This window comes from Staphylococcus massiliensis CCUG 55927, assembly GCF_000298075.1.
Taxonomy (GTDB): domain Bacteria; phylum Bacillota; class Bacilli; order Staphylococcales; family Staphylococcaceae; genus Staphylococcus; species Staphylococcus massiliensis.
Genome location: NZ_JH815596.1, coordinates 85099 through 108484, shown reverse-complemented (window position 1 = coordinate 108484; position 23386 = coordinate 85099). Strand labels below are relative to the sequence as shown.

24 protein-coding genes are annotated in these 23386 nt (G+C 36.0%); 7 read left to right on the top strand and 17 right to left on the bottom strand.

What is annotated here, in order from left to right:
- Positions 1-83: 83 nt before the first annotated feature.
- The 3 genes from A33S_RS0110980 to mutY all read right to left on the bottom strand — a co-directional run bounded on the left by A33S_RS0110980 (position 84) and on the right by mutY (position 3574).
- Positions 84-1823: an ABC transporter ATP-binding protein gene (locus A33S_RS0110980; protein ID WP_009385404.1), complete on the bottom strand. Its 1740-nt coding sequence runs from the start codon at positions 1821-1823 to the stop codon at positions 84-86.
- Between the two features lie 83 nt (positions 1824-1906).
- Positions 1907-2449: a nucleoside tri-diphosphate phosphatase gene (gene ntdP / locus A33S_RS0110975; RefSeq protein WP_009385401.1), complete on the bottom strand. Its 543-nt coding sequence runs from the start codon at positions 2447-2449 to the stop codon at positions 1907-1909.
- 84 nt (positions 2450-2533) lie between these two features.
- Positions 2534-3574, bottom strand: coding sequence for an A/G-specific adenine glycosylase (gene mutY, locus A33S_RS0110970; protein ID WP_009385399.1), 1041 nt, complete (start codon positions 3572-3574; stop codon positions 2534-2536).
- Between the two features lie 89 nt (positions 3575-3663).
- Here mutY and A33S_RS0110965 point away from each other — a divergent pair, with 89 nt between their 5' ends.
- A complete protein-coding gene (locus A33S_RS0110965) occupies positions 3664-4638 on the top strand; it encodes a metal-dependent hydrolase (RefSeq protein WP_017176868.1) in 975 nt (324 codons plus the stop codon).
- A 607-nt stretch (positions 4639-5245) separates the two neighbouring features.
- Here the strand turns inward: A33S_RS0110965 and A33S_RS0110960 are convergent.
- The 5 genes from A33S_RS0110960 to sgtB form a co-directional block, all read right to left on the bottom strand.
- Positions 5246-6016 carry a sugar ABC transporter permease gene (locus A33S_RS0110960; protein ID WP_009384018.1) on the bottom strand — a complete coding sequence of 257 codons (771 nt, stop codon included), beginning with the start codon at positions 6014-6016 and terminating at the stop codon, positions 5246-5248.
- 9 nt (positions 6017-6025) lie between these two features.
- The gene (locus A33S_RS0110955; RefSeq protein ID WP_009384019.1) at positions 6026-7558 is read right to left on the bottom strand and encodes an ATP-binding cassette domain-containing protein; all 1533 of its coding nucleotides are present in this window, start codon (positions 7556-7558) and stop codon (positions 6026-6028) included.
- Positions 7559-7572: 14 nt separating this feature from the next.
- On the bottom strand, positions 7573-7887 hold the full coding sequence (locus A33S_RS0110950; protein WP_026049016.1) for a YfhH family protein: 315 nt from the start codon (positions 7885-7887) through the stop codon (positions 7573-7575).
- Entirely contained in the window at positions 7877-8680 is an 804-nt protein-coding gene (recX, locus tag A33S_RS0110945; protein WP_009384021.1) for a recombination regulator RecX, read from the bottom strand. Before recX ends, A33S_RS0110950 begins: the two co-directional genes overlap by 11 nt.
- A gap of 146 nt (positions 8681-8826) precedes the next feature.
- Positions 8827-9639, bottom strand: coding sequence for a monofunctional peptidoglycan glycosyltransferase SgtB (gene sgtB / locus A33S_RS0110940; protein WP_009384022.1), 813 nt, complete (start codon positions 9637-9639; stop codon positions 8827-8829).
- A 249-nt stretch (positions 9640-9888) separates the two neighbouring features.
- On the opposite strand from sgtB, the gene A33S_RS0110935 reads away from it, so the two are divergent.
- A complete protein-coding gene (locus A33S_RS0110935; RefSeq protein ID WP_009384023.1) occupies positions 9889-11628 on the top strand; it encodes a pyruvate oxidase in 1740 nt (579 codons plus the stop codon).
- 57 nt (positions 11629-11685) lie between these two features.
- Here A33S_RS0110935 and A33S_RS0110930 read toward each other — a convergent pair whose 3' ends face one another.
- The 3 genes from A33S_RS0110930 to A33S_RS12455 form a co-directional block, all read right to left on the bottom strand.
- Positions 11686-13437 (bottom strand): 5'-nucleotidase C-terminal domain-containing protein, encoded by a 1752-nt coding sequence (locus A33S_RS0110930; protein WP_009384024.1) that lies wholly within the window; start codon positions 13435-13437, stop codon positions 11686-11688.
- A gap of 194 nt (positions 13438-13631) precedes the next feature.
- Positions 13632-14150 carry a type 1 glutamine amidotransferase domain-containing protein gene (locus A33S_RS0110925; protein WP_009384025.1) on the bottom strand — a complete coding sequence of 173 codons (519 nt, stop codon included), beginning with the start codon at positions 14148-14150 and terminating at the stop codon, positions 13632-13634.
- Between the two features lie 72 nt (positions 14151-14222).
- Positions 14223-14387 carry an SE1561 family protein gene (locus A33S_RS12455; RefSeq protein WP_009384026.1) on the bottom strand — a complete coding sequence of 55 codons (165 nt, stop codon included), beginning with the start codon at positions 14385-14387 and terminating at the stop codon, positions 14223-14225.
- Between the two features lie 113 nt (positions 14388-14500).
- Here A33S_RS12455 and yfkAB point away from each other — a divergent pair, with 113 nt between their 5' ends.
- A complete protein-coding gene (gene yfkAB / locus A33S_RS0110915; protein ID WP_193765465.1) occupies positions 14501-15643 on the top strand; it encodes a radical SAM/CxCxxxxC motif protein YfkAB in 1143 nt (380 codons plus the stop codon).
- A gap of 78 nt (positions 15644-15721) precedes the next feature.
- Here the strand turns inward: yfkAB and A33S_RS0110910 are convergent, their stop codons facing one another.
- The 3 genes from A33S_RS0110910 to A33S_RS0110900 are packed head-to-tail and all read right to left on the bottom strand — an operon-like array spanning position 15722 to position 17722.
- Positions 15722-16246, bottom strand: coding sequence for an acyl-CoA thioesterase (locus A33S_RS0110910; RefSeq protein WP_009384028.1), 525 nt, complete (start codon positions 16244-16246; stop codon positions 15722-15724).
- Positions 16247-16276: 30 nt separating this feature from the next.
- Positions 16277-17506 carry an aminopeptidase gene (locus A33S_RS0110905; RefSeq protein ID WP_009384029.1) on the bottom strand — a complete coding sequence of 410 codons (1230 nt, stop codon included), beginning with the start codon at positions 17504-17506 and terminating at the stop codon, positions 16277-16279.
- A gap of 12 nt (positions 17507-17518) precedes the next feature.
- On the bottom strand, positions 17519-17722 hold the full coding sequence (locus tag A33S_RS0110900; RefSeq protein ID WP_009384030.1) for a DUF1128 family protein: 204 nt from the start codon (positions 17720-17722) through the stop codon (positions 17519-17521).
- 143 nt (positions 17723-17865) lie between these two features.
- On the opposite strand from A33S_RS0110900, the gene A33S_RS0110895 reads away from it, so the two are divergent.
- The 4 genes from A33S_RS0110895 to A33S_RS0110880 all read left to right on the top strand — a co-directional run bounded on the left by A33S_RS0110895 (position 17866) and on the right by A33S_RS0110880 (position 20433).
- On the top strand, positions 17866-18339 hold the full coding sequence (locus A33S_RS0110895) for a low molecular weight protein-tyrosine-phosphatase (RefSeq protein ID WP_009384031.1): 474 nt from the start codon (positions 17866-17868) through the stop codon (positions 18337-18339).
- Positions 18324-18623, top strand: a complete 300-nt coding sequence (locus A33S_RS0110890; protein WP_009384032.1) for a YtxH domain-containing protein — start codon at positions 18324-18326, stop codon at positions 18621-18623. The genes A33S_RS0110895 and A33S_RS0110890 overlap by 16 nt, the downstream gene beginning before the upstream one ends.
- 116 nt (positions 18624-18739) lie before the next feature.
- On the top strand, positions 18740-19846 hold the full coding sequence (locus A33S_RS0110885) for a YihY/virulence factor BrkB family protein (RefSeq protein ID WP_009384033.1): 1107 nt from the start codon (positions 18740-18742) through the stop codon (positions 19844-19846).
- Positions 19847-19860: 14 nt separating this feature from the next.
- The gene (locus tag A33S_RS0110880) at positions 19861-20433 is read left to right on the top strand and encodes a beta-class carbonic anhydrase (protein ID WP_009384034.1); all 573 of its coding nucleotides are present in this window, start codon (positions 19861-19863) and stop codon (positions 20431-20433) included.
- Positions 20434-21016: 583 nt separating this feature from the next.
- Here A33S_RS0110880 and vraR read toward each other — a convergent pair.
- Genes vraR through vraT form a run of 3 tightly spaced genes read right to left on the bottom strand, consistent with a single transcriptional unit; the run spans position 21017 to position 23377 of the window.
- On the bottom strand, positions 21017-21646 hold the full coding sequence (vraR, locus tag A33S_RS0110875) for a response regulator transcription factor VraR (protein WP_009384035.1): 630 nt from the start codon (positions 21644-21646) through the stop codon (positions 21017-21019).
- Entirely contained in the window at positions 21636-22679 is a 1044-nt protein-coding gene (vraS, locus tag A33S_RS0110870; RefSeq protein WP_009384036.1) for a sensor histidine kinase VraS, read from the bottom strand. Before vraS ends, vraR begins: the two co-directional genes overlap by 11 nt.
- The gene (gene vraT, locus A33S_RS0110865; protein WP_009384037.1) at positions 22676-23377 is read right to left on the bottom strand and encodes a cell wall-active antibiotics response protein VraT; all 702 of its coding nucleotides are present in this window, start codon (positions 23375-23377) and stop codon (positions 22676-22678) included. Before vraT ends, vraS begins: the two co-directional genes overlap by 4 nt.
- Positions 23378-23386: the final 9 nt, after the last annotated feature.

Sequence of the window (23386 nt, the reverse complement as noted above, 5' to 3'; positions counted from 1 at the left end):
GAGAAAGACACTAGTAGTGTCTTTCCCATTTTCTTTAGGCATTCAAACAATTTAAACGTACATTATCATATATTTAATGAAACTTATGACAAGTTTTGAATGTTGAATAGTCGAGCGTAAGCGCCCTCTTTTTGAAGTAGCGTCTGATGGTCGCCCATTTCAACGATTTCACCATTCTCAATGACAACAATTTTATCTGCGTGAGTAATCGTAGATAAACGGTGCGCCACGATTAATGTCGTACGGTCTCGACTTAAGATATTTAATGCTTCTTGAATAATTGCTTCACTTTCAAGGTCTAATGCACTTGTTGCTTCGTCTAGAATTAATATTGGCGGATTATTTAAGAAGATACGCGCAATTGATAAACGTTGTTTTTGACCGCCTGATAATTTAACGCCACGTTCACCAACTTCTGTATCATAGCCATTCGGTAAACTCATGATAAAATCATGCGCATTCGCCATTTTAGCCGCTTCAACGATTTCATCATCGCTCGCATCAGGCTTACCAAGTAAAATATTCTCTTTTACGGTATCCGAGAATAAAATGTTATCTTGCTGTACGAGACCGATTTGGCGACGTAAGCTTTCAGTGAAGAAGGATTTTATATCATGATTATCAATCGTAATATAACCTTCTGTCGTATCATAGAATCTCGGTATTAAGTTAATTAATGTCGACTTACCGCCACCACTCATACCAACGAATGCGACAGTTTCACCTTGATGAATGGAAAGATTAATGCCGTTAAGTACGTACTTTTCATTTTGATTGTATTTAAATGAAACGTCATGTAACTCGATATTACCTTCTTTAATTGGAATCTTCTTAGCGTCATGCTCGTTTTTAATATCATACTTTTCATCAAATAATTGGAACACACGGTCCATTGACGCAAAACTTTGTGTAAGCGTCGTGAATGATGATACAAGTCTACGAAGTGGACCAAATAGTTGTTCAAGGTAACTTACGAATGCTGCAAGCGTACCAACTGTAACGGAACCTGTAATTGCTAAGTAAGCACCGTAACCAATAACGATTAATGGGCCAACATCCGTAACGGTGTTAATAGCTGAGAATGAATACGCATTCCATCTCGTATGCTTAAAGGCCTTTTCAAGGAAGTTACGGTTTTTACGATCAAAGTTCTTAGCTTCGTTACGTTCAATGGCGAAGCTTTTAATTACAGACATACCTTGAACGCGTTCATGTAAGAACCCTTGTACTTCAGCTAATGCTTGAGAACGTTTACGTGTTAAGGCACGTAAACGACCGAAGAAGAAATATACGGTTAAAATGTAGAATGGGAATATGATCATCGCCGCGAAAGTAAGTCTGATGTCCAAGAAGAACATGACTGTCAGTGCGATACCAATCGTAATACAATCTAGCCATATATTCATGAGACCAGTTAAAATGAAGTCTTTAGATTGCTCGACGTCATTAATGACGCGTGAGATGATTTCCCCTGCCTTGTTATTCGCGTAATAACGAGTACTTAAGGCTTGTAAATGACTATATAACTTCTTACGAATGTCATATAAAATTTTGTTACTTGTCCATTGCGCGAGATATTGTCTTAAATATTCAATCGGCGGTCTAACAATCACGAATATAAACGTCGCAATGGATAGTGCTATAATTAAACGTTGAATTTTTTGATCGACGACTAAATCTGGATTATTAATGACGCCATCAATCACGTACTTGATCAGTAGTGGAATTAATAACGGAATCCCAAATTTTATGATGCCGACGATAATCGTACCAACAATGAGCCATTTGTAAGGTTTAACGAATTGTAGGTAACGTCTTATCATATTCTGCTCCTTTCTCGTCTCAAAACGAAACAGCCCAAGACAAAACGCTTAGGCTGTTGATGACTTAACATGAACAATCTGATTTATTGGTTATGAATTTTTTTGAAGCGTTCACGCCATACTTTAATAAAGTCAGGCGCAAATGGACCTTTCTTTTGTTCGATCCATTGTTGTAAGATATCAACACTTCGTCTCAAAATATGATCAATGTCCTTTGGATAATTCATTTGTTTCATATGTTGTTCGTACTCATCTTCGTCGAGTAGATGGTATTTACCATTCGGATATACTTTTACATCTAAGTCATAGTCGATGTATTTTAAAGCTTCTTCATCACATACGAATGGTGAAGAAAGGTTACAGTAATAATACACACCATCTTCACGGAACATACATATCACATTAAACCAATATTCAGAATGAAAATACACAATAGCTGGTTCTCTAGTTATCCAAGTGCGACCATCACTTTCTGTGACAAGTGTATGATCATTTCCTCCAATAACGACATGGTCAGTTCCTTTTAGAATCGTTGTTTCAGACCAAACACGGTGTAAGCTACCATCATGTTTGTAACTCTGAATTTTAAGTACCTGACCTTCCTCTGGTATGGATTCTTTGACCACTTTCCACACCACCTTTATATTTAGTATTCCAAAATTAGTATATCATGAGCGTCAATTTTTCATAAATAGTATGCCTATAACTTTTTACGTGTAAAAGTGATTGAAAACCTTCGTCATAGACACTGGGAAATTAAACGTTTCTTTATCCTTTTTAGGCATGTATGTCATGTTTTCAGGCAAACTTCGTTGTGTCACACGTGTATCTTTTAGCTGAAATACATACATATGCCATGTTAAGTGTGTAAACTGATGCTTCAGTTTGAAATCAGGTTCACGGTCAACATGAACTTGTATATCAAGCTCACTATCAAGCAATGCTTCCGCATAATCATGTTCATACATTGGAAATTGCCACATATCTTTAAGCAAACGTTCCGTACGCTTCTCTACAAGCAGGTCGCCTTGTTCATTTTCAATGAGAAATACATATTGTGTGATCGATTTCTTCTTCTTTAACTTAGATTTAACCGGCAATTCCATGACGACGCCCTTGTCAAATGCTTCACAATGTGATTGTATCGGACAGAATAAGCATAAGGGTTGCTTTGGCGTACACACCGTTGCGCCGAGTTCCATCATCGCTTGGTTAAATTCACCTGAACGATCTTGAACATATGGTTCTAAGTCACGTTCAAACATTTTACGCGTTGCAGGCTTTTTAATATCCTCATAAATCGTATTAAGACGTGACCAAACTCTGAACACATTTCCATCGACGGCAGGAAGCGGTTTGTTAAACGCGATACTCAATACCGAAGCTTTCGTATAAGGACCTACCCCTTTTAAGTCGCCGAACTTTTTCGCATCACTTGGTACCACACCATCATAGTGGTTCACGACATCTTTCACAGCGTGATGAAAGTTTCTTGCTCGACTGTAATAGCCGAGACCTTCCCACATTTTAAGAACATCATCTTCTTTTGCTTCGCTTAAAGCTTCCATTGTAGGAAAAGCCCTTGTGAAACGATGATAGTAATCAATGACCGTATTCACTTGTGTTTGTTGTAACATGACTTCACTAAGCCAAATATAATAAGGATTCGACGTATTGCGCCACGGCATTTCTCTTTTATTTTCGTCATACCATTTCAACAAGTCTGACTTAAACGTTGATGCATCATACATAAAATCACTACTTTCAATATGTGTTAATTTTGTTATCGCCCTTTTTCGATTATAATAAGTTATAACAACTTATAAAGTGGGTGTATAAAATGGATACTGCGACACACATAGCTATCGGTGTTGGCTTAACCGCAATAGCTACCCAAGACCCAAGTATGCATGATAACTTTCCAGCGATCATGACGACTTTAGTGGCAGGTTCATTAATTCCTGATATTGATACCGTTACGAAACTTAAAAATAATGCAACGTATATATCAAACCATAGAGGCGTCACACATTCAATACCTTTTACAATCTTATGGCCCTTAATCTTAACATTGCTCATTTTCACATTCTTTCACGATGTACATCCAATGCATGTGTGGTTATGGGCACAACTCGCTGTATTCTTACATGTCTTTGTAGACATCTTTAATTCATATGGTACGCAAGCATTAAGGCCTTTATCAAATAAATGGATACAACTCGGCATCATCAACACGTTCGACCCAATTATTTTTATTATCTTACTCATCGGAATCGTGTTATGGAGTATTGGCTTCCATCCATATCTCGTGTTCTTTCCGATACTCGGAATCTTAGTGGCATACTACATCATACGCTATATCATTCAACAATCCATCCGTAAAAAGGCACTAGGATTAATTGATAATAGTGATAAACCGGTTAAAGTTTTCGTCATACCAACGTTACGCTTTATGCAGTGGCGTGTCGCAATTCAAACAATTGAAAACGATTATGTTGGCCGAAGTTATGGTGGCAATATCGTATTCAGTGATAAAGTAAAACGCCAGCCTTATCCAAGCGAATCATTGATGCATGACGCTAAGAACGATGCGAATATTAAAGCATTCCTTAACTTCTCTTCAATTTATAGATGGCATACAAGACGTGTAGATGACGAGACCATTGAATTAAGATTCATCGATTTAAGATATTTAAACGATGATCATTATGCGTTTACGGCGATTGCGCACTTAAACAACGATCGTAAGGTATTGAATTCATATACAGGATGGGTCTTTACCGAAGATAAATTACAACGTAAGTTACATGTATAATTCCTTTATTCCTATTTTTGAAAAGCCACATCGTACCAATTAAATGAATTTAGGTTCATTTTAGATTGGTAAGTTAGTACAGATTTCCTTAACAGCATGCTTTCATAGATTGCGGCTGGAGCCTGAAGCCTTACTCAAACTTTCAGTTTGTTAGTAGGACAAGGGCTTAGGACATATTACACAATTCACTTAAAACAGCATGCTTTCCTGGGGCGTGGCTGGAGCCTGTAGTCTCCAGACTCACGCTACTCCCCTAGGAGTCAGCTGTTTTGAGAATTGTGTGTAGTAAAGCTTAAAATCTATATTTCATTACTTTTCAATTAGCTTAATTCGCTCAAGCCCCGGCTATAATAGCTTGATAATTTGAATGCGTGTAAAGTTCAACTCGAATTTTCAATTCGTTAGTTGAACTTACAAAGAAGCACGAGCTTCTTTGGTCTTTAATAACTGCCGGGCCCCGCCCTCTGAGTCAGCTGTTAGGAAATAAATTTACTTTCGTAACTCCATATTGAGAACCACAAAAAGTCCAACTCATATTAAGTGAGTTGGACTTTTCTTATGTGTATCTTATTTAAAAAGCGACTGGTAATACTAGCGCTTCACAATTTTATTTCTTTTGAGGCGTTTGATTCACATCAAAGATTGTAACTTGCTTTTTAATCGCGTATATCAACATCGTAATTAAACCTAAAAAGCTTAAGAAATATAAATGATAAATGACGTTACCTATACTGCTTCTACCAATAAGCGTTGCTTTTTCAACACCATCTACGAGATAAAATAAAGGATTTATCATCAGTAAGTGTGTAATTAACGCATTCTCATTATCTAAAATGAAAAGTATTGGCAGTGTGAAAAATGATAACACCGCTAAACCAATGAAAAAGTAATGAATCTTTTTAAATTTAAGCGATAGTCTACCGAATAAAATTGAAATCAATGTCGCAAATAATAACATCATGATGTGATATAAAATCATACTTAAAATAGAACCATCTGCGTTCGCTGGTTTTAGTACTAAAATCACAAGATGTATAATAAATGAACTTATGGTAAATACAAGTGCTGTCACAAAGTTTTTAACTGATGGTGACACATTCAGTAATCGCGTTACCTGAAAGTCCTTTCGGAATGACTTGATATTTTTATAGATGGCTAGTGTCGTAAACATAAACATTGTTAATCCACTTAATCGATAGAACATTGTAGCTGAAAGTATTTCAGTTGAATTGAACTTCCAAAAAATCAATCGAATCACAAATGCGAGTAATAACCCTACTAATAACGGAACTAAATAGTATGCCCAATTGTTCTTAACACTTTGCAGTGCGTGTCGAAGTAATTGCGGTGCGTTTTTAATATAGTTTTTTATTTCCACTCTTTTCACCTACATTTCTATATAAGTCCATTTATCATTTTCAAAGTCCGCTAGTAAGTATCCGTCTCCAGACTTCGTAATCCAAATGTCGCGATCGATATTAAATTTATCCTTTAATTTCTTTTCATCAACAATCGGGAACGTGAAACCAATCACTTTATTCTGATCATCGAAAAGCATATTGATTGGTTGCTCTGTTATCGGTACGTTAAAGCGGTTATCTTTGTCCTTTTCAGGCACTAATGAGTCCGTAACTTCTTTATGTTTCTTATGCAAGTGACTATTGAAATATGAGAATGAGTCGACATAGTTTCGTTTCATATAAGGATGTAAGTCTTCTACATCGTGTTCTGCATAGAGACCTGCAGGATTGAAGAATCGGATTGGATTCTTCTTAACAGTATACTGCTTACCATCAACTTCTACTTGGTATCGTTTAGAGTTCTCAGCAACAATTGAAAGGACACTGCTTTCTGGAACAGTTAGACCTTTACCACCTTTAGTTGGCTTTAGCTTAACATTTTTAGCTTCTACAATACCGAAAGCAAGTTTTTCTTCATAAGGGTCCTTTTGCTCAGTAGAAATTGCAGATTCATTCATTTCTTGCTCGATATCGACTTTTCCTAAATTGTTAAAGGACAAGAGACCTGTTAAAAACATGCCACTTAAAAATAAGAATGACCATAGCCAAATTGTCATTAAGAATTTAGGTGGTTTCGCATGGTTATAACGTTCAATACGTTTAAAGTTATAGTCCTTTTCAGGAAGACGCGTGCGCCCATTCTTCCAATCCATATCAAAGCGTGCTTTCTCTTCATCTGTTTCAAGAGATTGACGATCCGCTTCATGGTCTTTAAACATCGGGATCACTTCACTAAGAGGTCCTTCTTTACGCAGTTGTCCGTGTGATATCCATGCAGCGTAGTTACTCACCTTAACGACACGATCTATATTATCGTCAACATTAACGAACGTCTGATTTAAACTGATATATTCATGCACAAGACGCTTTAATTCAGAGAAGTACTTTTCAGGGAGAGACGATGCAACCTGATTAAGAATGATGATCTTCGCTTTAGATGCACGTGCTAGGACGAATAATAATGTACTATACGCTTCGTCTGATAAATCACTAATATATGTATGCTTATCCTTATCAAGTTCCGCTTCCTTTAATAACTTCGTAATCTTACGCGTGCTCACGCGCTTATCATACAAACTCAGCGCATTACGCACAAAGCTCGACACCTTGATGTCTTCATGAATCTTATCCAAAGCATTCGCATAGAAGACTTGTTCACGACGCGTCACTTTCCCTTTATCAGGCTGAATTTGACCAGCAAGTAAGCGTCCGATTAAAGTCTTTGAAGAACCAGGTTCCCCTATAATACCAAGCGCCTCACCTTGATAAATATGTAATGTAACATTATTGATATCAATATCGTCTTCACCATAGCCAAATGGTTTATACCATGGTCGTGTCTTATTATTACGATAATAATGTGTAACATCTAACAGCTTTAATACAATTGAACTCACCATTTATATTCATCCTTCTATATTTTTAATAATGCAATAGGGATTCCTTCTTCACGCTCGCTACTGTTAATTCTAAACCCCCAAGCAAACACACCTTTCAACCTTTCCACCTTGAAGAAGCAGTCCGTACCGTCATCGAGTGGATAAATGCGACCAATTTCAATTTTAGAACGATCGATTAGGTAGCTATTTGCAACGATGAGCTTACTTTGATAAACATCATACTCATTTAATATCCCATTCATTTCTGCTTTACGCATTTTCTCGCGATATTTACCGATTTCATCTCTAATTTCGTGTTCTGTCATCTCACTAAGCTTTTTATTCATCATCAACTCCACTTTCTTCTAAGATTTGATTAATTTGTTCCATTTGATACCCTTTTCGAAATAGCGCTTCTTTCGTCTTCAAATTAACCATTGCACCATCATATTTCTTAGCGTATTTCTTGTAATATTTTTCGAGGTCCTTCTGAAGCATTTGCTTCACAATATCTTCATCCATTGAAAAGTCCAATGCGTTCATAACCTCATTTATCGTTTCAAACGTGTAACCTTTCTGAATTAACGATTGTTTCACCTTAGTCTCAACCGTTTTAACAGGTCCTTTTTTCTGCTTTTTAATTTTTTCTGCTATGCTTACTATTTTATCAAATGGTTGTTCTTGTTCATATTTATTTACATACAAATCAACTAAATGATCTTCAATACCCGCTACAATCAACTTTTGCTTAAAGATTTGAGGACCTTTGTCCGTAGTATTAATCATCGTACGCATTAAACTTTGCGTATAATCATCATGGTTAATGTAACCTTCTTTAAGACATGTATGATTAACAGAATCTATAATCGACGGGTCGAATTCCTTCTTTAGGAGGTGCTGTTCAACCTCTTTAAGCGTACGTTTACGAATGGAGATATAATTAATGGCAGTATTGAGCGCCTTACGATACGTATCATGATGCTTGATATCTTGTAATAAAGCTTGATCAACATCCTGACCTTTACGTAAATTAAAGTGAACATATGTATCCATGTCGATACCAGTTACAAATTCACCATCAATATATAAATTAAAGCGTTCCTTATTACGCTTCTGAACTTCAATTTTAGTTAACTTTCCCATCATATCACTCCACTATAAAGGATAACTTATTATAAAGATAATTTAAATGTATCTTTTTTAAAAGCCCTTTAAATAACTATAGCCTAACTCAATTGAGATTCGAGTTAGGCCATAGACAACTTCTAAGAATGCATATGGCTCTCGCCTTATACGCCAAGTTGTTGTAACGCTTCGGTATACTGTTGATCATTAATATATTGTTCTTGCTTCATCTTCTCTAATGTAGATTTAACCCGATTGATGAAAGCTGGTGAATATTCTTGACTATCATATACGCTTGGTGCATTGATTTTACTTGCTAGAATCGCACTTTGTAGCACTGTGACTTTTGGTAACGATGGATTATTCTGATTCACCGTTGCACCAAAGTAATAGTTTGCTGCGGACTCTATGTCGTATTGATTATTACCATAATAAATATTATTCATATAATAACTTAGAATTTCGTTCTTATTATATTTCCGTTCAACACGAAGCGCTACAAAGAATTCTTTCAGTTTTCGCGTAATCGATTGTTCGTTATCATAGTAATAATTTTTAACTGTTTGTTGTGTAATCGTACTGCCACCTTGTAGGTTCTGAGTACGCACTGTCGTGAATAACGCTCTAAAGGTACCTCTTAAATCAAACCCGTTGTGGTCATTAAAGCGTCTATCTTCAAGCGCAATAAAGGCCCCTTTTGTATAATGCGGCATATCTTGGCTACTCACGAAGTTGGGCTTTTCCTCAAGGGACTTTAACTCATCCACATCTGCACGCAATGATAATAAATACATCGCGCCAACAAAGATGAGTCCTAGTATGAAGATAACTGCGAAGATACCGCCTAGAAATTTCATACCTCGCTTCTTACTAGGTGGTTGCCCTACTGGATGTTCGTACGTGTTGTAGTACGGTTCATCATAGCGCGCATCGTATTGTGCACGTGACGACTTGGCATATTTTTGTGATCGTTTCATGATTCGTCTCCTTAACGTAAGCTTTAACTTACGAACAACTTTCCCTTTTGTTAAAAGTCAAATCCTGTCAAAATGTAAGTTTCCTAAAATTTACATATTGTTGCTAATTTGTCATTTAAAACCATGTTTAGTTCCTCTCATTATAGGTAACTTTACCAGTAGATAAGTGTATTTTCTATAGGAAATGAGAAATATCGGTCTATAGAACGAGCAAAAATTTAACTACACTTTCGGAAGGAGATTATTTAAATGGCTAAAATAAAAGCAAACCATGCTTTAATTAAAGCGCTTAAAGCTTGGGACATCGATCAAATCTTCGGTATTCCTGGCGATTCTATTGATGCTGTCGTTGACGGGTTAAAAGCGGCAGAAGAAGATATGAACTTTTATACAGTGAGACATGAAGAAGTAGGCAGTTTAGCTGCTGCAGCTTATACTAAAATCACTGGTAAAATTGGTGTTGCACTTAGTATTGGTGGACCAGGTGCAATCCATTTATTAAACGGTATGTATGATGCGAAATTAGACAACGTACCTCAACTTATCCTAGCTGGTCAAGCTGATAGCGATGTACTTGGCACTAAGGCTTTTCAGGAAGTGAATTTACCTAAATTATTCGAAGATGTAGCTGTATATAACAAGCAATTAAGTGATTCATCAGACGTGTTCGAAATTGTTAACGAAGCAATCCGCACAGCTTATGAGAAAAAAGGTGTGGCCGTGTTAACGTTACCAAACAATCTACTTAACACGAAGATTAAAGATACGACGCATCAAATGTTTGATAAATCATTTAAAGAACCTAAAAAACCTGAAGTGAGCCAAATTGAGAAAGCATCTGAACTGCTAGCTCAAAGTAAAAAACCTGTCGTATTAGTTGGTCAAGGTGTGGACCATGCACGTGACGAGGTTAAAACGTTCATTGAGAAGTTCAAGATTCCAGCTATCGTATCTCTACCATCTAAATGTATCATTTCAGATGATCACCCTTATAAATTAGGTAATCTCGGTAAGATTGGTACTAAACCTTCTTATCAAGCCATGCAAAGTGCCGACTTACTTATCTTAGCGGGTACCAACTACCCTTACGTTGATTACCTACCTAAGAAAGATATCCCTTGCATTCAATTAGACATTAAAGAAGAAGCAATTGGTCATCGCTTCAATGTAGATGCGCCTATTGTAGGAGATGCTAAAGTTGGACTTCAAGCGCTAATTGAAGCGACACCAGAAGTGCCTGAACGCGATTTCTTAAAAGAAATGGTGAACCATAAAGTAACTTGGGATAAATGGATGGCTGAAGATATGAAGAGTGAAGCTGAACCTATTCGTCCTGAACGCTTAATGCATGCCATTAATAAAGTTACGAATAAGGATACGATCTTCTCTATCGATGTTGGTACAGCAACAGTTTGGTCTACGCGTTATCTACAATTAGATGTAACGAATAAGTTTATTCTTTCTAGTTGGTTAGGTACGATGGGTTGCGGATTACCAGGTGCGATTGCGGCTAAAATCGCACATCCTGAACGCCAAGCAGTTTGTATTAGTGGTGACGGCGCATTCGCGATGGTTATGCAAGATTTCACAACTGCAGTTGAGTATCGTTTACCAATGGTTATCTTCGTACTTAATAACCAAGAGCTATCATTCATTAAGTATGAACAACAGGCTGCAGGTGAGTTAGAGTATGGCGTTGATTTCCATGACTTAGACTTTGCTAAGTTCGCTGAGAATTGTGGCGGTATTGGTTATACGTTAAAAGACCCTAAAGACATTGATGCAGTTGTTCAAACAGCATTCCAACAATCTAAACCAACGATTGTAAATGTTCATGTGGATCCTAATGCTGCACCACTTCCTGGTAAAATTCTTCCAGAAGAAGCTAAGAACTACATGAAGTGGATGTATCGTTCAATCACTGAAGATAAAGAACTTAAGATTGATGAACTACCTCCAATGTCCGAAGCAGTAAAACGCTTTTTATAAGTGAATTAAGAAAAAAATCGGCGGAACGCATGACGCGTTCCGCCTTTTTCAATGTCATTATTTAGTTGATTGACGTCTACTTAAAGCTACCATAGACATACCTGCAATTAATAAGAAAGCACTAGCACCTACAAACCATGGTGTTACATGTTCACCTGATTCAGGTAATGTTTTATCTTGAGCTTGTTTCATTGCAGCATCGTCATGTATTGAAATTGAACGTTCAGCAACTGTTGTCTCATATTGGTCAAGTTGTCCTTTTTTAAGGTAATCCATAAATGCCTCGTTCATAGATTTTCCTTCTTTAAAGTTACGCTCAAACATATCGTAGCCGCCACCACCGCGAGCTGTAAAGTCGTCTGTAGCAACTTTATACGTACGCTCTAAGTTAAGTGGTTCAAAAGTGTTTGTTTCTTTATTTAATACTTCAATTTGGTTAACGCGTTCGCCGCTTGGTTTAGAGGCATCGTATTTAACGCGAATTGATTTAGAAATCTGTAAGAAGCTTCCGCTACTTTTTAGTTTAGGGTTGTCTAAGATGTTATGAACATCAGCATCTAAACTATGTTCGAATGCTTCTTTAACCGTTGAACCTTTTACGTCCATTTGAAGTACAGATGAACTACCATACGGCATGACATCTAATACGTCTTTCTTCGTGATATCACCAGGTTCGATGTTCTTTTGGATACTACCGCTTGTCATAAATGCAAAGTCAGTAGGTTCTTTAAATTTAACGTCTTCCATTGAATCTGCAATTGCGTTACCTAAGTTCGTTTCATGAGAGAAGCCTTTATCTTCTGGCTTCTCGAAAAGCACTTCATTACCCTTAACAAGAACTTCTGACGCTTCTTTTAAAAATGCTTTGTTAGCTTTATTAACTTGTTGTTCTAATTTCTTGTTAGGTTTGATATCACGTGTTTCAGCTTCTGGAATTAATGAAGCTTCTGGGTTCGTTGCTTGATCATTTTTGAAATCAAAATCAATTAAGCCAACGTTTGATAACCATTTGCCTGTTTGAACTAAAGGGTTACCTTTATAATATTCACCATTTTTAAGTACTGTGTGTGAATGACTGTCAATGACGTATACAGGCTTCTTGATTTCAGGATTATCTGTAAGGGCTTTTAATAAATGGTCACCGCGCTCGGCCTTTTCAGACGTATCGTTCACACCTAGATGAGATAACACGACGATGACATCAGATTGATCTTGGATATTCTTAATTTCTTCCGTGGCACTTTGAACAGGATCTTTGAATTCAACCCCTTCTAAACTGTCTAGACGTGTTAAATTTTCAGTTTCATCAGATGTTACACCAACAATACCGTAGTCTACATCGTTTTTATTCACGATTGTTGATGGCTTGAATGGACGCTTACCATCTTTATAAACATTTGTACTAATCATTGGTGCATTGATATTGTTCTTGATTTCCATTAAACGATCGAAACCAAAATCAAATTCGTGGTTACCTGGCGTAATCGCATCATAACCAATTTGATTGAATGCTTTAACCATTTCACGACCTTCTGTAGCATCTGATGGTGCATAACCTTGGAATGTGTCACCAGCACTTACCATTAAATCTGGTTTAACTTGCTCTTTCATTGTCTTAAGTTTAGGCATACCAATCACTTCGCCCTCTTCACTTAAGAAGTGACCGTGAATATCATTTGTATGCATGATGGTATGTTCGTCTTGAGACGCACCTTTTTCACTAGCTTCTGTGTATGTAATCGTTTGAGTTGATGCAAGTGCTAGAATCATTGCTGAAGAAGTTACAACTTTACCAATATTAGATTTCATAATGAACCTCCCAAAATTGTATTTCCAACTATCATTCTAGCACCATATAATTTATAAAATTTGTTTTTTAAGTTAAAAAGTTGTAAAAATCAAAATATCTCATTTATTGGTATATTAATCAAATATATAAAAAACTAGGGTTAAATGAGTTTATCTCATCTAACCCTAGTGGAATAATCTAATTTTTAATTTAATTAAGCTTCTAATTGTTTAGCAATTTCATGATTGAAATCATCTAAATCGTCAGGTGTACGGCTTGTTACTATGTTTTTATCTACAACTACTGATTCATCAACAACGTGCGCTCCTGCATTTGATAAGTCTTTACGGATGTTTAATACAGCAGTCATTGTACGTCCTTCTAGGTCATCTGTATCGATAAGAATTTGAGGACCGTGGCAAATTGCGAATACTGGTACATCATTAGTTGTGTAATATTTAGCAAAAGCACCAAAGCGACCTTCACTGTCACCACGTAGTAAGTCTGGCGCAAATCCGCCTGGTAATAATAAAGCGTCATAATCTTCTGCTTTAGCATCTGCAATACCTACATCTACTGTTACTTTTTCACCATGTTTACCAGTAACTTCTTCATTAGCGTTCTTACCAATCACGACAACTTCGTGACCAGCGTTTTCAATAGCTTCTTTAGGACTTGTAAATTCGATATCTTCAAATTCGTTATCTAATAATACTGCTACTTTTTTAGCCATTATAAAATCACCTTTCGTTTTAAAGTCTTACTATATAATTTTCCGTTAAAAGTGATTTCAAAACATAAGAAATTATGAACGACGTACGTGACTCATCTTTTCCTCTAATTGATCGAGTAATTTAATCCATTCATCAATATCATCAACATTAACTTGGTCAGGATCGACATGGTCGATATCCTCGATAAATTGGTTTAATTTCGTTTTAACTTGATCAATCGTTTGTGGTTCATCCATTTATGAACGCTCCTTTTTCTAGAATATACACTATCTTAACATGAATTTGACAAAAACGTACAAAATCCTAATAATTATCTGTGTAATTTATATTTAGGAGAATGTTCATGCCAATTAGAAATAAAAAACCGATTTCAATTTCAAATGATCCTTGGGAAGCTTATGTGGATCTTGAAAAGTACGGGGAACTTACGTTAAGTAACATTGAATTTACAACGACTAACCTGTGTAACATGCGTTGTAGTCACTGTGCGGTCGGTTACACGTTACAAACTAAGGACCCTGAATCCTTACCTATGGATTTAATATTTAGACGCTTAGATGAAATTGAAACATTAAGAACGATTTCTATAACTGGCGGGGAGCCAATGTTTTCAAAGAAATCAATTAAACAAATTGTTAAACCTTTAATCAAATATGCATATGAACGTGGCATCTATGTACAAATGAATTCAAATTTAACGTTGCCACTAGATCGTTACTTAGATATTGCTGAATATATTGATGTTATGCATATTTCACATAACTGGGGAACAATCGATGAATTTACTGAGGTCGGGTTTGGTGCTATGGACAAGCAACCCCCTTTAAAAGCAAAGTTAAAACTATATGACCAAATGTTATCGAATGCAAGTACATTATCAAGCCAAGGTATGTTTATTTCAGCTGAAACAATGTTAAACCAAAGTACGAAACCATATCTTGAAAAGATTCATAACGAAATCGTACACGATATGAAATGTAGTCGTCATGAGGTACACCCTATGTATCCAGTAGACTTTGCGAGTCAGTTAAATGTACTAAGTTTAGATGAAATGAAGGATTGCATGCATCATTTATTAGATATTCGTGACGAAGATGTATGGATGTTATTTGGGACGCTTCCAATTTATCCTTGTATCGATAATCCAAGTGATCAAGCATTAATGAAACGTTTAAATGAAGCGAAAAACGTTACTGTACGTAATGACCCTGATGGCAGAAGCCGTTTAAACGTGAATGTATTTAGCGGGGATGTTATTGTGACAGATTTCGGAGATGAAACAGGTTCAATTTCAAATATCCAAACTGATAATTTAAATGATGTCTTCAATAAGTGGCTAGCATCACCACTTTCTAAATCATTAAACTGTCATTGTCCAATGGTGAAATGCCTAGGACCAAACCTTTTAGTTAAAGATATGTATTACAAAGATACAGACTTTAAAGAAAAAGAACGCAAGATGCATGATAAATACCAACTTCAACATCATTAAACAAATAAAAGACGGTACCAAGATCCATTGCCAACAAACTCAACGAGTTACTAAGGCATATCTTGTACCGTCTTAATTTTATTCTTCTTGTGCTTTTGATTCAATTTCAGTTAAGAACTTAAGCGTCTTTTTACTTTCTTCACGACGTTCTTTGCGTCTTTTAACACGTATATCTGCTGTTTCATGGAACCATCTTTCAACTTCATTTTCAGGATAAACATCCGGAACTTCAGTCGGTTTACCATCTTCACCTAAAGCTACAAATGTTAGAAAGCTTAATGTTGCTAACTTTTTAACATCCTCTTCTACATCTTCAATAAAGATTTGAACACAAACTTCCATAGAAGATGTACCAGCATAAGAAACCATGGCTTCATATGAAAGGATATCACCTGTCATAATCGGTTTTAAAAAGTCTACAGAATCTGTTGAAGCCGTAACCACTTGATGACTACTATGCTTCATAGCAGTAATTGCTGCGATTTCATCGATATTTTCCATTAGTGTACCACCAAACATCGTGTGATGGTGGTTCGTATCTTGTGGAAATACTTGTCTACTTTTATAACTCTTTGCTGCTTTCATAGATTTACGTTTAGTCATCGTTTTCCCCCTATTTGCTATATGAGACAATTATGCCCAGTTACCTTTTACAAAGACAGGTTCTTCAGAGCCATCTTGTTTAACTCCGTAGATATTTAAATCTTGACTACCAATCATAAAGTCTACGTGAACAAGTGAATCATTTAAACCATGCTCAACCTTTTCATCTTCAGACATTTCAGTTCCGCCTTTTAAATTAAATGCGTAAGCAGAACCAAGTGCAATGTGGCATGAGGCATTTTCATCAAATAATGTGTTATAAAAAATTGTATTACGGTTTGAAATTGGTGAATCATCAGGTACTAAAGCAACTTCCCCTAATCGTTTAGCACCCTCATCAGTTTCAAGTAAATTTTTTAACACGTCGTAACCTTTACCCGCTTTATAATCAATTACGACACCGTCTTTAAATGTTAATTCAAAATCATCTATAATATTTCCATTATGGCTAAGTGGCAGCGTGTTTCGAACGACACCATTGACGCGCTTAACATCAGGTGCTGTAAATACTTCTTCTGTCGGTATATTAGCAACGAATGGTACGCCATTATCTAAATAGCTCGTTGCATGTTCCCATAAATGACCTTTAGGTAAACCAATCGTTAAATCAGTACCTGGACCTTCGTATCGTAATGCATCATATTCTTTTTCTTGAAGTTGATTCGCACGTGCTTTTAAGTTCTCAGCGTGCTTTTTCCAATTTTCGACTGGGTCATTACCGTCAACACGTACAATTTCATAAATATCTGCTAAAAACGTGTCGAACGCATCTTGATCGTCTTTTTCTGGATACACACGCTTAGCCCATTCTATAGATGGATAAGCAGCTACACACCATGGGAAATCATTACGCTGAGTCATCAACATAACTTCTTTAAATGCTTGTGTGCCACGCATTTGGGCTTTTGCTAACTTGTCTTGATCAATACCATTAAGTAAATCTGGATCTTCAGTTAGAATCGCTAAGTTAGCGGCACCTCTCTTGGCATAATCCATACGTTCATATACGACATAATCCTTAACCTCTTGGTCAAAGAATGATACGTCCTCATATTCAAATTTAAGTCGTCCTAATTTACCATCTGCGTATTTAACCGCTACGTCCGAAGCACCTTTCTTATATGCTTCTTCAACAATGCGTCTTGTTAAATCTATTGCATCAACTGATGATCTAATGTAAACAGGTTGACCTTCTTGTACATTTAAACCTACATTAACGAGCAGTTCTGCATATTGTTGTAATTTATCTTGAGTTGCCATATGAAACCCCTCCTATTTTCTAAGTTGGCCAAGCGCTTCAGTAATCGCTGACATTTCACTTGGCGTAAAGTTATCCTTTGAAGACACAAATGAATGAATTTCTTCGATTTCACTTTTGTCTTCTTCTGAAAAGCTCTCTGGATCAAGTACGCCTTGATTAACGAGATTTAGACGTTCTCTGATATCAATAATCATATCTTCTATATTTTTAGCCATAAACGTTCACCCTTTCAACGAATCATTTTACCAAAATGCACCACTTTTGAAAAATTTTTGTATTATTGACACATTTCTAGTTTGTATTTGGTTTAAAAAGACTTAAAATGGGGATATAAGTACATATGTATGGAGGATAATAAATGGTTACAGTAGCTTTTGTATGTCTTGGAAATATTTGTCGTTCTCCAATGGCTGAAGCAATTATGAAACACCGTTTAAAAGAAAGACATATAGATGGTATTCATGTTGAATCTCGTGGCACTGGAGAATGGAACTTGGGAGAACCGCCCCATCAGGGTACGAAAGACATTCTTGATCAACATCATATTTCTTACGATGGTATGATCAGTGAGTTGTTCCAACCTGATGATGACTTTGATTACGTTATTGCGATGGATCAAAGTAACGTTGACAACATTAAACGTATTAATCCATCACTAAAAGGTAAGTTATTTAAGCTTCTAGAGTTTAGTGACATGGATGAAACAGATGTTCCAGATCCATATTACACAAATAATTTTGAAGGTGTCTATGAAATGGTACAATCATCTTGTGACCATCTCATTGATTTCATAATAGAAGAAAGGGGAAAATCATCATGCAAAACAAATTAATTCCAGGAGTTGTAATTGGTGCGATTGTCGGAGGTGCGATTGCATTAGCTGACAAAAACACACGTCAATCTCTTCAAAAAAATTACAAAGACATTAAAGAAGGTAACTATGCTAAAAGTAACTCACAAGGTCCTTCTAAATTAACTCAAGTTAAAGATGAAGTTTTATATTGGAAAGATACTATCGAAGAAATTCGTCGTAACAATCCTGAATTAGAACGTTCAATTAAAGATGCTAAAGATACTTTCATCGAACGTAAAAACAACAAACAAATTGGTCTTTAATTTTTAAGTAATAAAACTATAGTTATGAGCAAGTAAAGGGTCAAGTCTTTGTTGTCTTGACTCTTTTGCATTGTCTATTTCAATAGTTTTTTTAAAATATTGAAAGGAGATAAAATATGTCGAAAGATAAATATGATTCGCATATAGACAGCAACAATGAAAGCAACATCAATGAAGGTAATAATCAAACACAAACTTTAAGCGACGAAGAAAAGAACAAAAAAGAAGGCCCTGAAAAAGGCCTTGAAACTAAAAAACGAATGGTATATCCAATTAAATTTAATACGAAAACATCTAAGAAAGATGATATTACATTCTTTACATCTAAGATTAATAAACCCGCTAAATATAAGCGTGGTTCAGGTATCTTACCTACATTAATTTATCGTATTGGTAAAGATGATGTATCAGGTTTAGCAGCTCAACTTGCTTATTACTTTATGTTATCGCTATTCCCAATGCTTATCTTCTTATTAACGTTACTACCTGTATTTCAGGTGGATACAAAGAAGATTACGAATTTAATTTCAGAAAATGCACCCGCTGATACAGCGAGCTTACTAACAGGTATTATTGAAGACGTTATGCAAAATGCTAGTGGTGGCCTATTATCATTTGGTTTAATCGCGGCACTTTGGTCTGCATCTAACGGTATGACAGCTTTAATGAACGCATTTAACGTAGCATATGATGTTGAAGATAACCGTAATCCTATCTTACTTAAGTTATTAAGTGTTGTATTTACTGTTATCATTAGCTTAGTATTAGCAGTTTCAATGGTTCTACCAGCATTCGGTCAACAAATCGGTGCCCTTTTATTCGGTCCGTTAGGTCTTGACTCAGCGGTTAGATGGGTATTTAGTATCGTGCGATTCTTATTACCATTTATCTTATTACTTGTAGTATTCTCAACACTTTACGCTTTAGCACCTAACATTAAAGTTAAATTACGTTCTGTATTACCAGGTGCCCTATTCACAAGTGTAGTTTGGATCTTAGCTACATTAGCATTTGGATTCTTCGTATCAAACTTCGGTAACTATTCTAAAACTTATGGTAGTATCGGAAGTATAATCGTTCTGATGTTATGGCTATACTTAACAGGCTTTATCATTATCTTAGGTGCTGAGCTTAATGCAATCATCCACCAACGTAAATATGTTAAAGGTAAAGTTCCTGAAGAAGAACAGTTTGATGACATCCTTAAGACATATAAAAAATAATTGGAGGAATCAAAATGACTTTACTTGATAGCATATTATCTTTTAATGAAAAGTTTGTTTCAAGTGGTGAATACAAAAATTACGTTACGAGTAAAAATCCAGATAAAAAGGCTGTACTCCTTACTTGCATGGATACACGCCTACTCGATTTATCAACAAAAGCACTTGGTTTTAACAACGGAGATTTAAAAGTAGTTAAAAATGCCGGTGCCACAATTACGCACCCTTATGGTTCTACTATGCGCAGCTTACTCGTTGGAATTTATGCGCTAGGTGCCGATGAAATTATCATCATGGGTCATAAAGATTGCGGTATGGGTAACTTAGATGCCGATGCTATCATGAAAGCAATGAAAGATCGTGGCATTAAAGACGAAACCATTCATACCTTAGAACATTCTGGTATAAGTGTTTACAACTTCTATCAAGGTTTTGATGATGTTGAAGATAATGTCCGTTCAAATATCAATATGGTACTTAATCATCCATTATTTGATAAAAAAGTACCTGTACATGGACTAGTTATTGATCCACATACAGGTCAGTTAGATTTAATTCAGAATGGTTATGACCATATTGAAAAGTAATTTAAAAAAATAGACCCGGAATCCTTTGTTTAAGGACTTCGGGTCTTTTTTGTGTGTTGTAAGAGCCATGTTATATGCTCACTTGGCTCTTATGACCGTTTTACAGCCATGTCGACTCTTCACTTGGCTCTTATGACCGTTTTATAGCCATGTCACATCTTCACTTGGCTCTTATTCCTGTTTTACAGCCATGTCACATCTTCACTTGGCTCTTATTCCTGTTTTACAGCCATGTCGACTCTTCACTTGGCTCTTATTCCTATTTAACAGCCATGTCACGTCTCCACTTGGCTCTTACAGCCGTTTTACAGCCATGTCGACTCTTCACTTGGCTCTTATTCCTATTTAACAGCCATGTCACGTCTCCACTTGGCTCTTATTCCTATTTAACAGCCATGTCACGTCTCCACTTGGCTCTTATTCCTATTTAACAGCCATGTCACGTCTCCACTTGGCTCTTATTCCTATTTAACAGCCATGTCACGTCTCCACTTGGCTCTTACAGCCGTTTTATATCCAAGTGCGATGACCACTTGGCTCCAACTCACATAAGCCGATCCTTATCTCAACTCCACAACCACATTTACTGAATTAAGTTATGTTGGAAAGCATAAATTACCGCCTGCGTACGGTCTTGAACCTCAAGCTTACTTAATATATTACTAACATGCGTTTTAACTGTCTTAATCGTAATGTGAGAGGCACTTGCAATTTCCTGGTTAGAGTACCCTTTTGCGATTAACAACAGAATTTCCATTTCACGTTCAGTCAGCATTTCATATAGTTCAGCACGTTGCTTCATACGGTTACGCATTTTAACTAAAACTTCCGCTTCAAACACGGATTCACCTTCATACGTCTTACGAATCGCATTCGCGATATCACTAGCGCTCGTAGTTTTGAGAATATAGCTATCAACGCCAGCATCAAGCGCGCGGTATACTTCTTGATCTTCAATGTAACTTGTAAGCATCAACACTTTTATATGAGGCATTTCCTTTTTAATATGAGTCGTAGCTTCAACTCCATCCATATCGTTCATAACAAGATCCATCAAGATTAAGTCAGGCTTTAATGTCTTCGCTTTTTCAATCGCATCGTTACCAGATTCACCTTCACCTACAACCTCAATATCAGATTGTGTCGATAAGTAACTTGATATTCCAATTCTAACCATTTCATGATCGTCTACAAATAATACTTTAATTGGCATAATTTTCCTCCTTGGTAAACGGTGCTTTAACTTCGATTCGTGTACCAGAATCAGGTAGTGATACGATGTGGAATGTTGCACCGATTTCTAACGCGCGTTCTCGCATATTCTTTAAACCATAACTTTGTTCGAGTTTATCATCAACATTAAATCCAATTCCATCATCATGAATACGTAATAGAATATAGTCTTCTCTATTTAAAAGCTCTATTGTAACTTTGGTACCTTTAGCATGACGTAAAGTGTTCGATATCGCCTCTTGTGTAATACGGAACAAGTGGTCTTCGATACCTTTAGGTACATCAAATTCTTCGATATCTTTCACTACTTTCATTGGTACTTTCTTCTGAAGGTCCGTTACTAAGTCTTTAATACCTTCACCTAGTGACTTATTATTTAAGCCAATTGGTCTTAGGTGTAAAAGTAGCGCACGCATTTCAAGTTGAGAATCTTGAACCATCTTTTCTAAAGTGACAATTTGTTGGTCTAATGGTGGCTCGAGTTTCGTTTCTTTGATTGCAGACAACATTAAACTTGCTGCGAAGAGTTGCTGACTTACAGAATCATGCAATTCTCTAGCAAGTCTTTGTCTTTCATCTTCTATTATTTTCTTAACCTTAACATCATTCAAGTTATAAGACTCATTCGTTAAATCTTGCGTCTTTAAACGCATCTTGTGTAGCTCTTGATTTAGAGGAACAAGTACTTTATATAAATCAATTGTTTCATGATAAAGTTCAATTTGTCGGTCATTAATTCCAACCGTTTCCCCTTCAATCGCGCGTTCAATTTGACGTTTAATCCAATCATTTTGTTGATTGATTTTATACGCTAAAATACTACCAAATACAATGCATAGTAGTATTACTAAGATATTTAGAAATAAAAATACTGGAAGTCCAAAGATTTGTTGATAGAACATCCCTTGGAAATAAATGATATTTGCAAATACCTTATCTATGAAAAAGAAAGCAATAAAAACGCTATAAACAAGTATCAAGAGACTTCCGATAGATCGCACATAGTGGTTCATCGATAAACCACCTCGACATCTCCGATAAAGGTAGAAACGTAAACGTTAATATTATAGTTTTCTTCTTTGATTTTTTCATCAACTTGAATATGACTATTCTCGATTTTATATTGATTATCACCGACATGAGCTGTTCCATAAAAGGCTGCTACATGTAAATTCACATTATAATTAAGCGGTACGATGATTTTAACTTTACCGATCATATGACGCGTAACGATCGTGTTATTTTCCTTTATGTTCGCTGCTTTCGTCATATCAATATGAATATCACCGATACCGTGTTGAATTTGGACATCTTCCCATTTATACACATAAACAGGAGTCTTTTGATCACCAAACCACTTCTGCTTTATAAATTTAGGTGATTGAATCGCTTCATCAGATGATAAAACCTTTAGCGGTTTCCTTTTATAAATAATATAACGAATCACCACTATAATGATGAATGCGAATAAAATGATAATCGTATATTTATTGGACAGCAATGTAAAAGCTACAATCAATACACCGATCCAAAAGGACAAGAGCCCCCGAACTTTGTGGAAATAAATTACACCCACATAGATTAAAATACTACCTAATAATAAAACGAGTAAGAATCCTATCTTTTCAAAAAAGATATAATAGAAATTCGCGATTATCATCAAGGCAGTAAATATAATCAACATCTCAGTGGAAATGTATTTCTGATTCATGCTTCACAA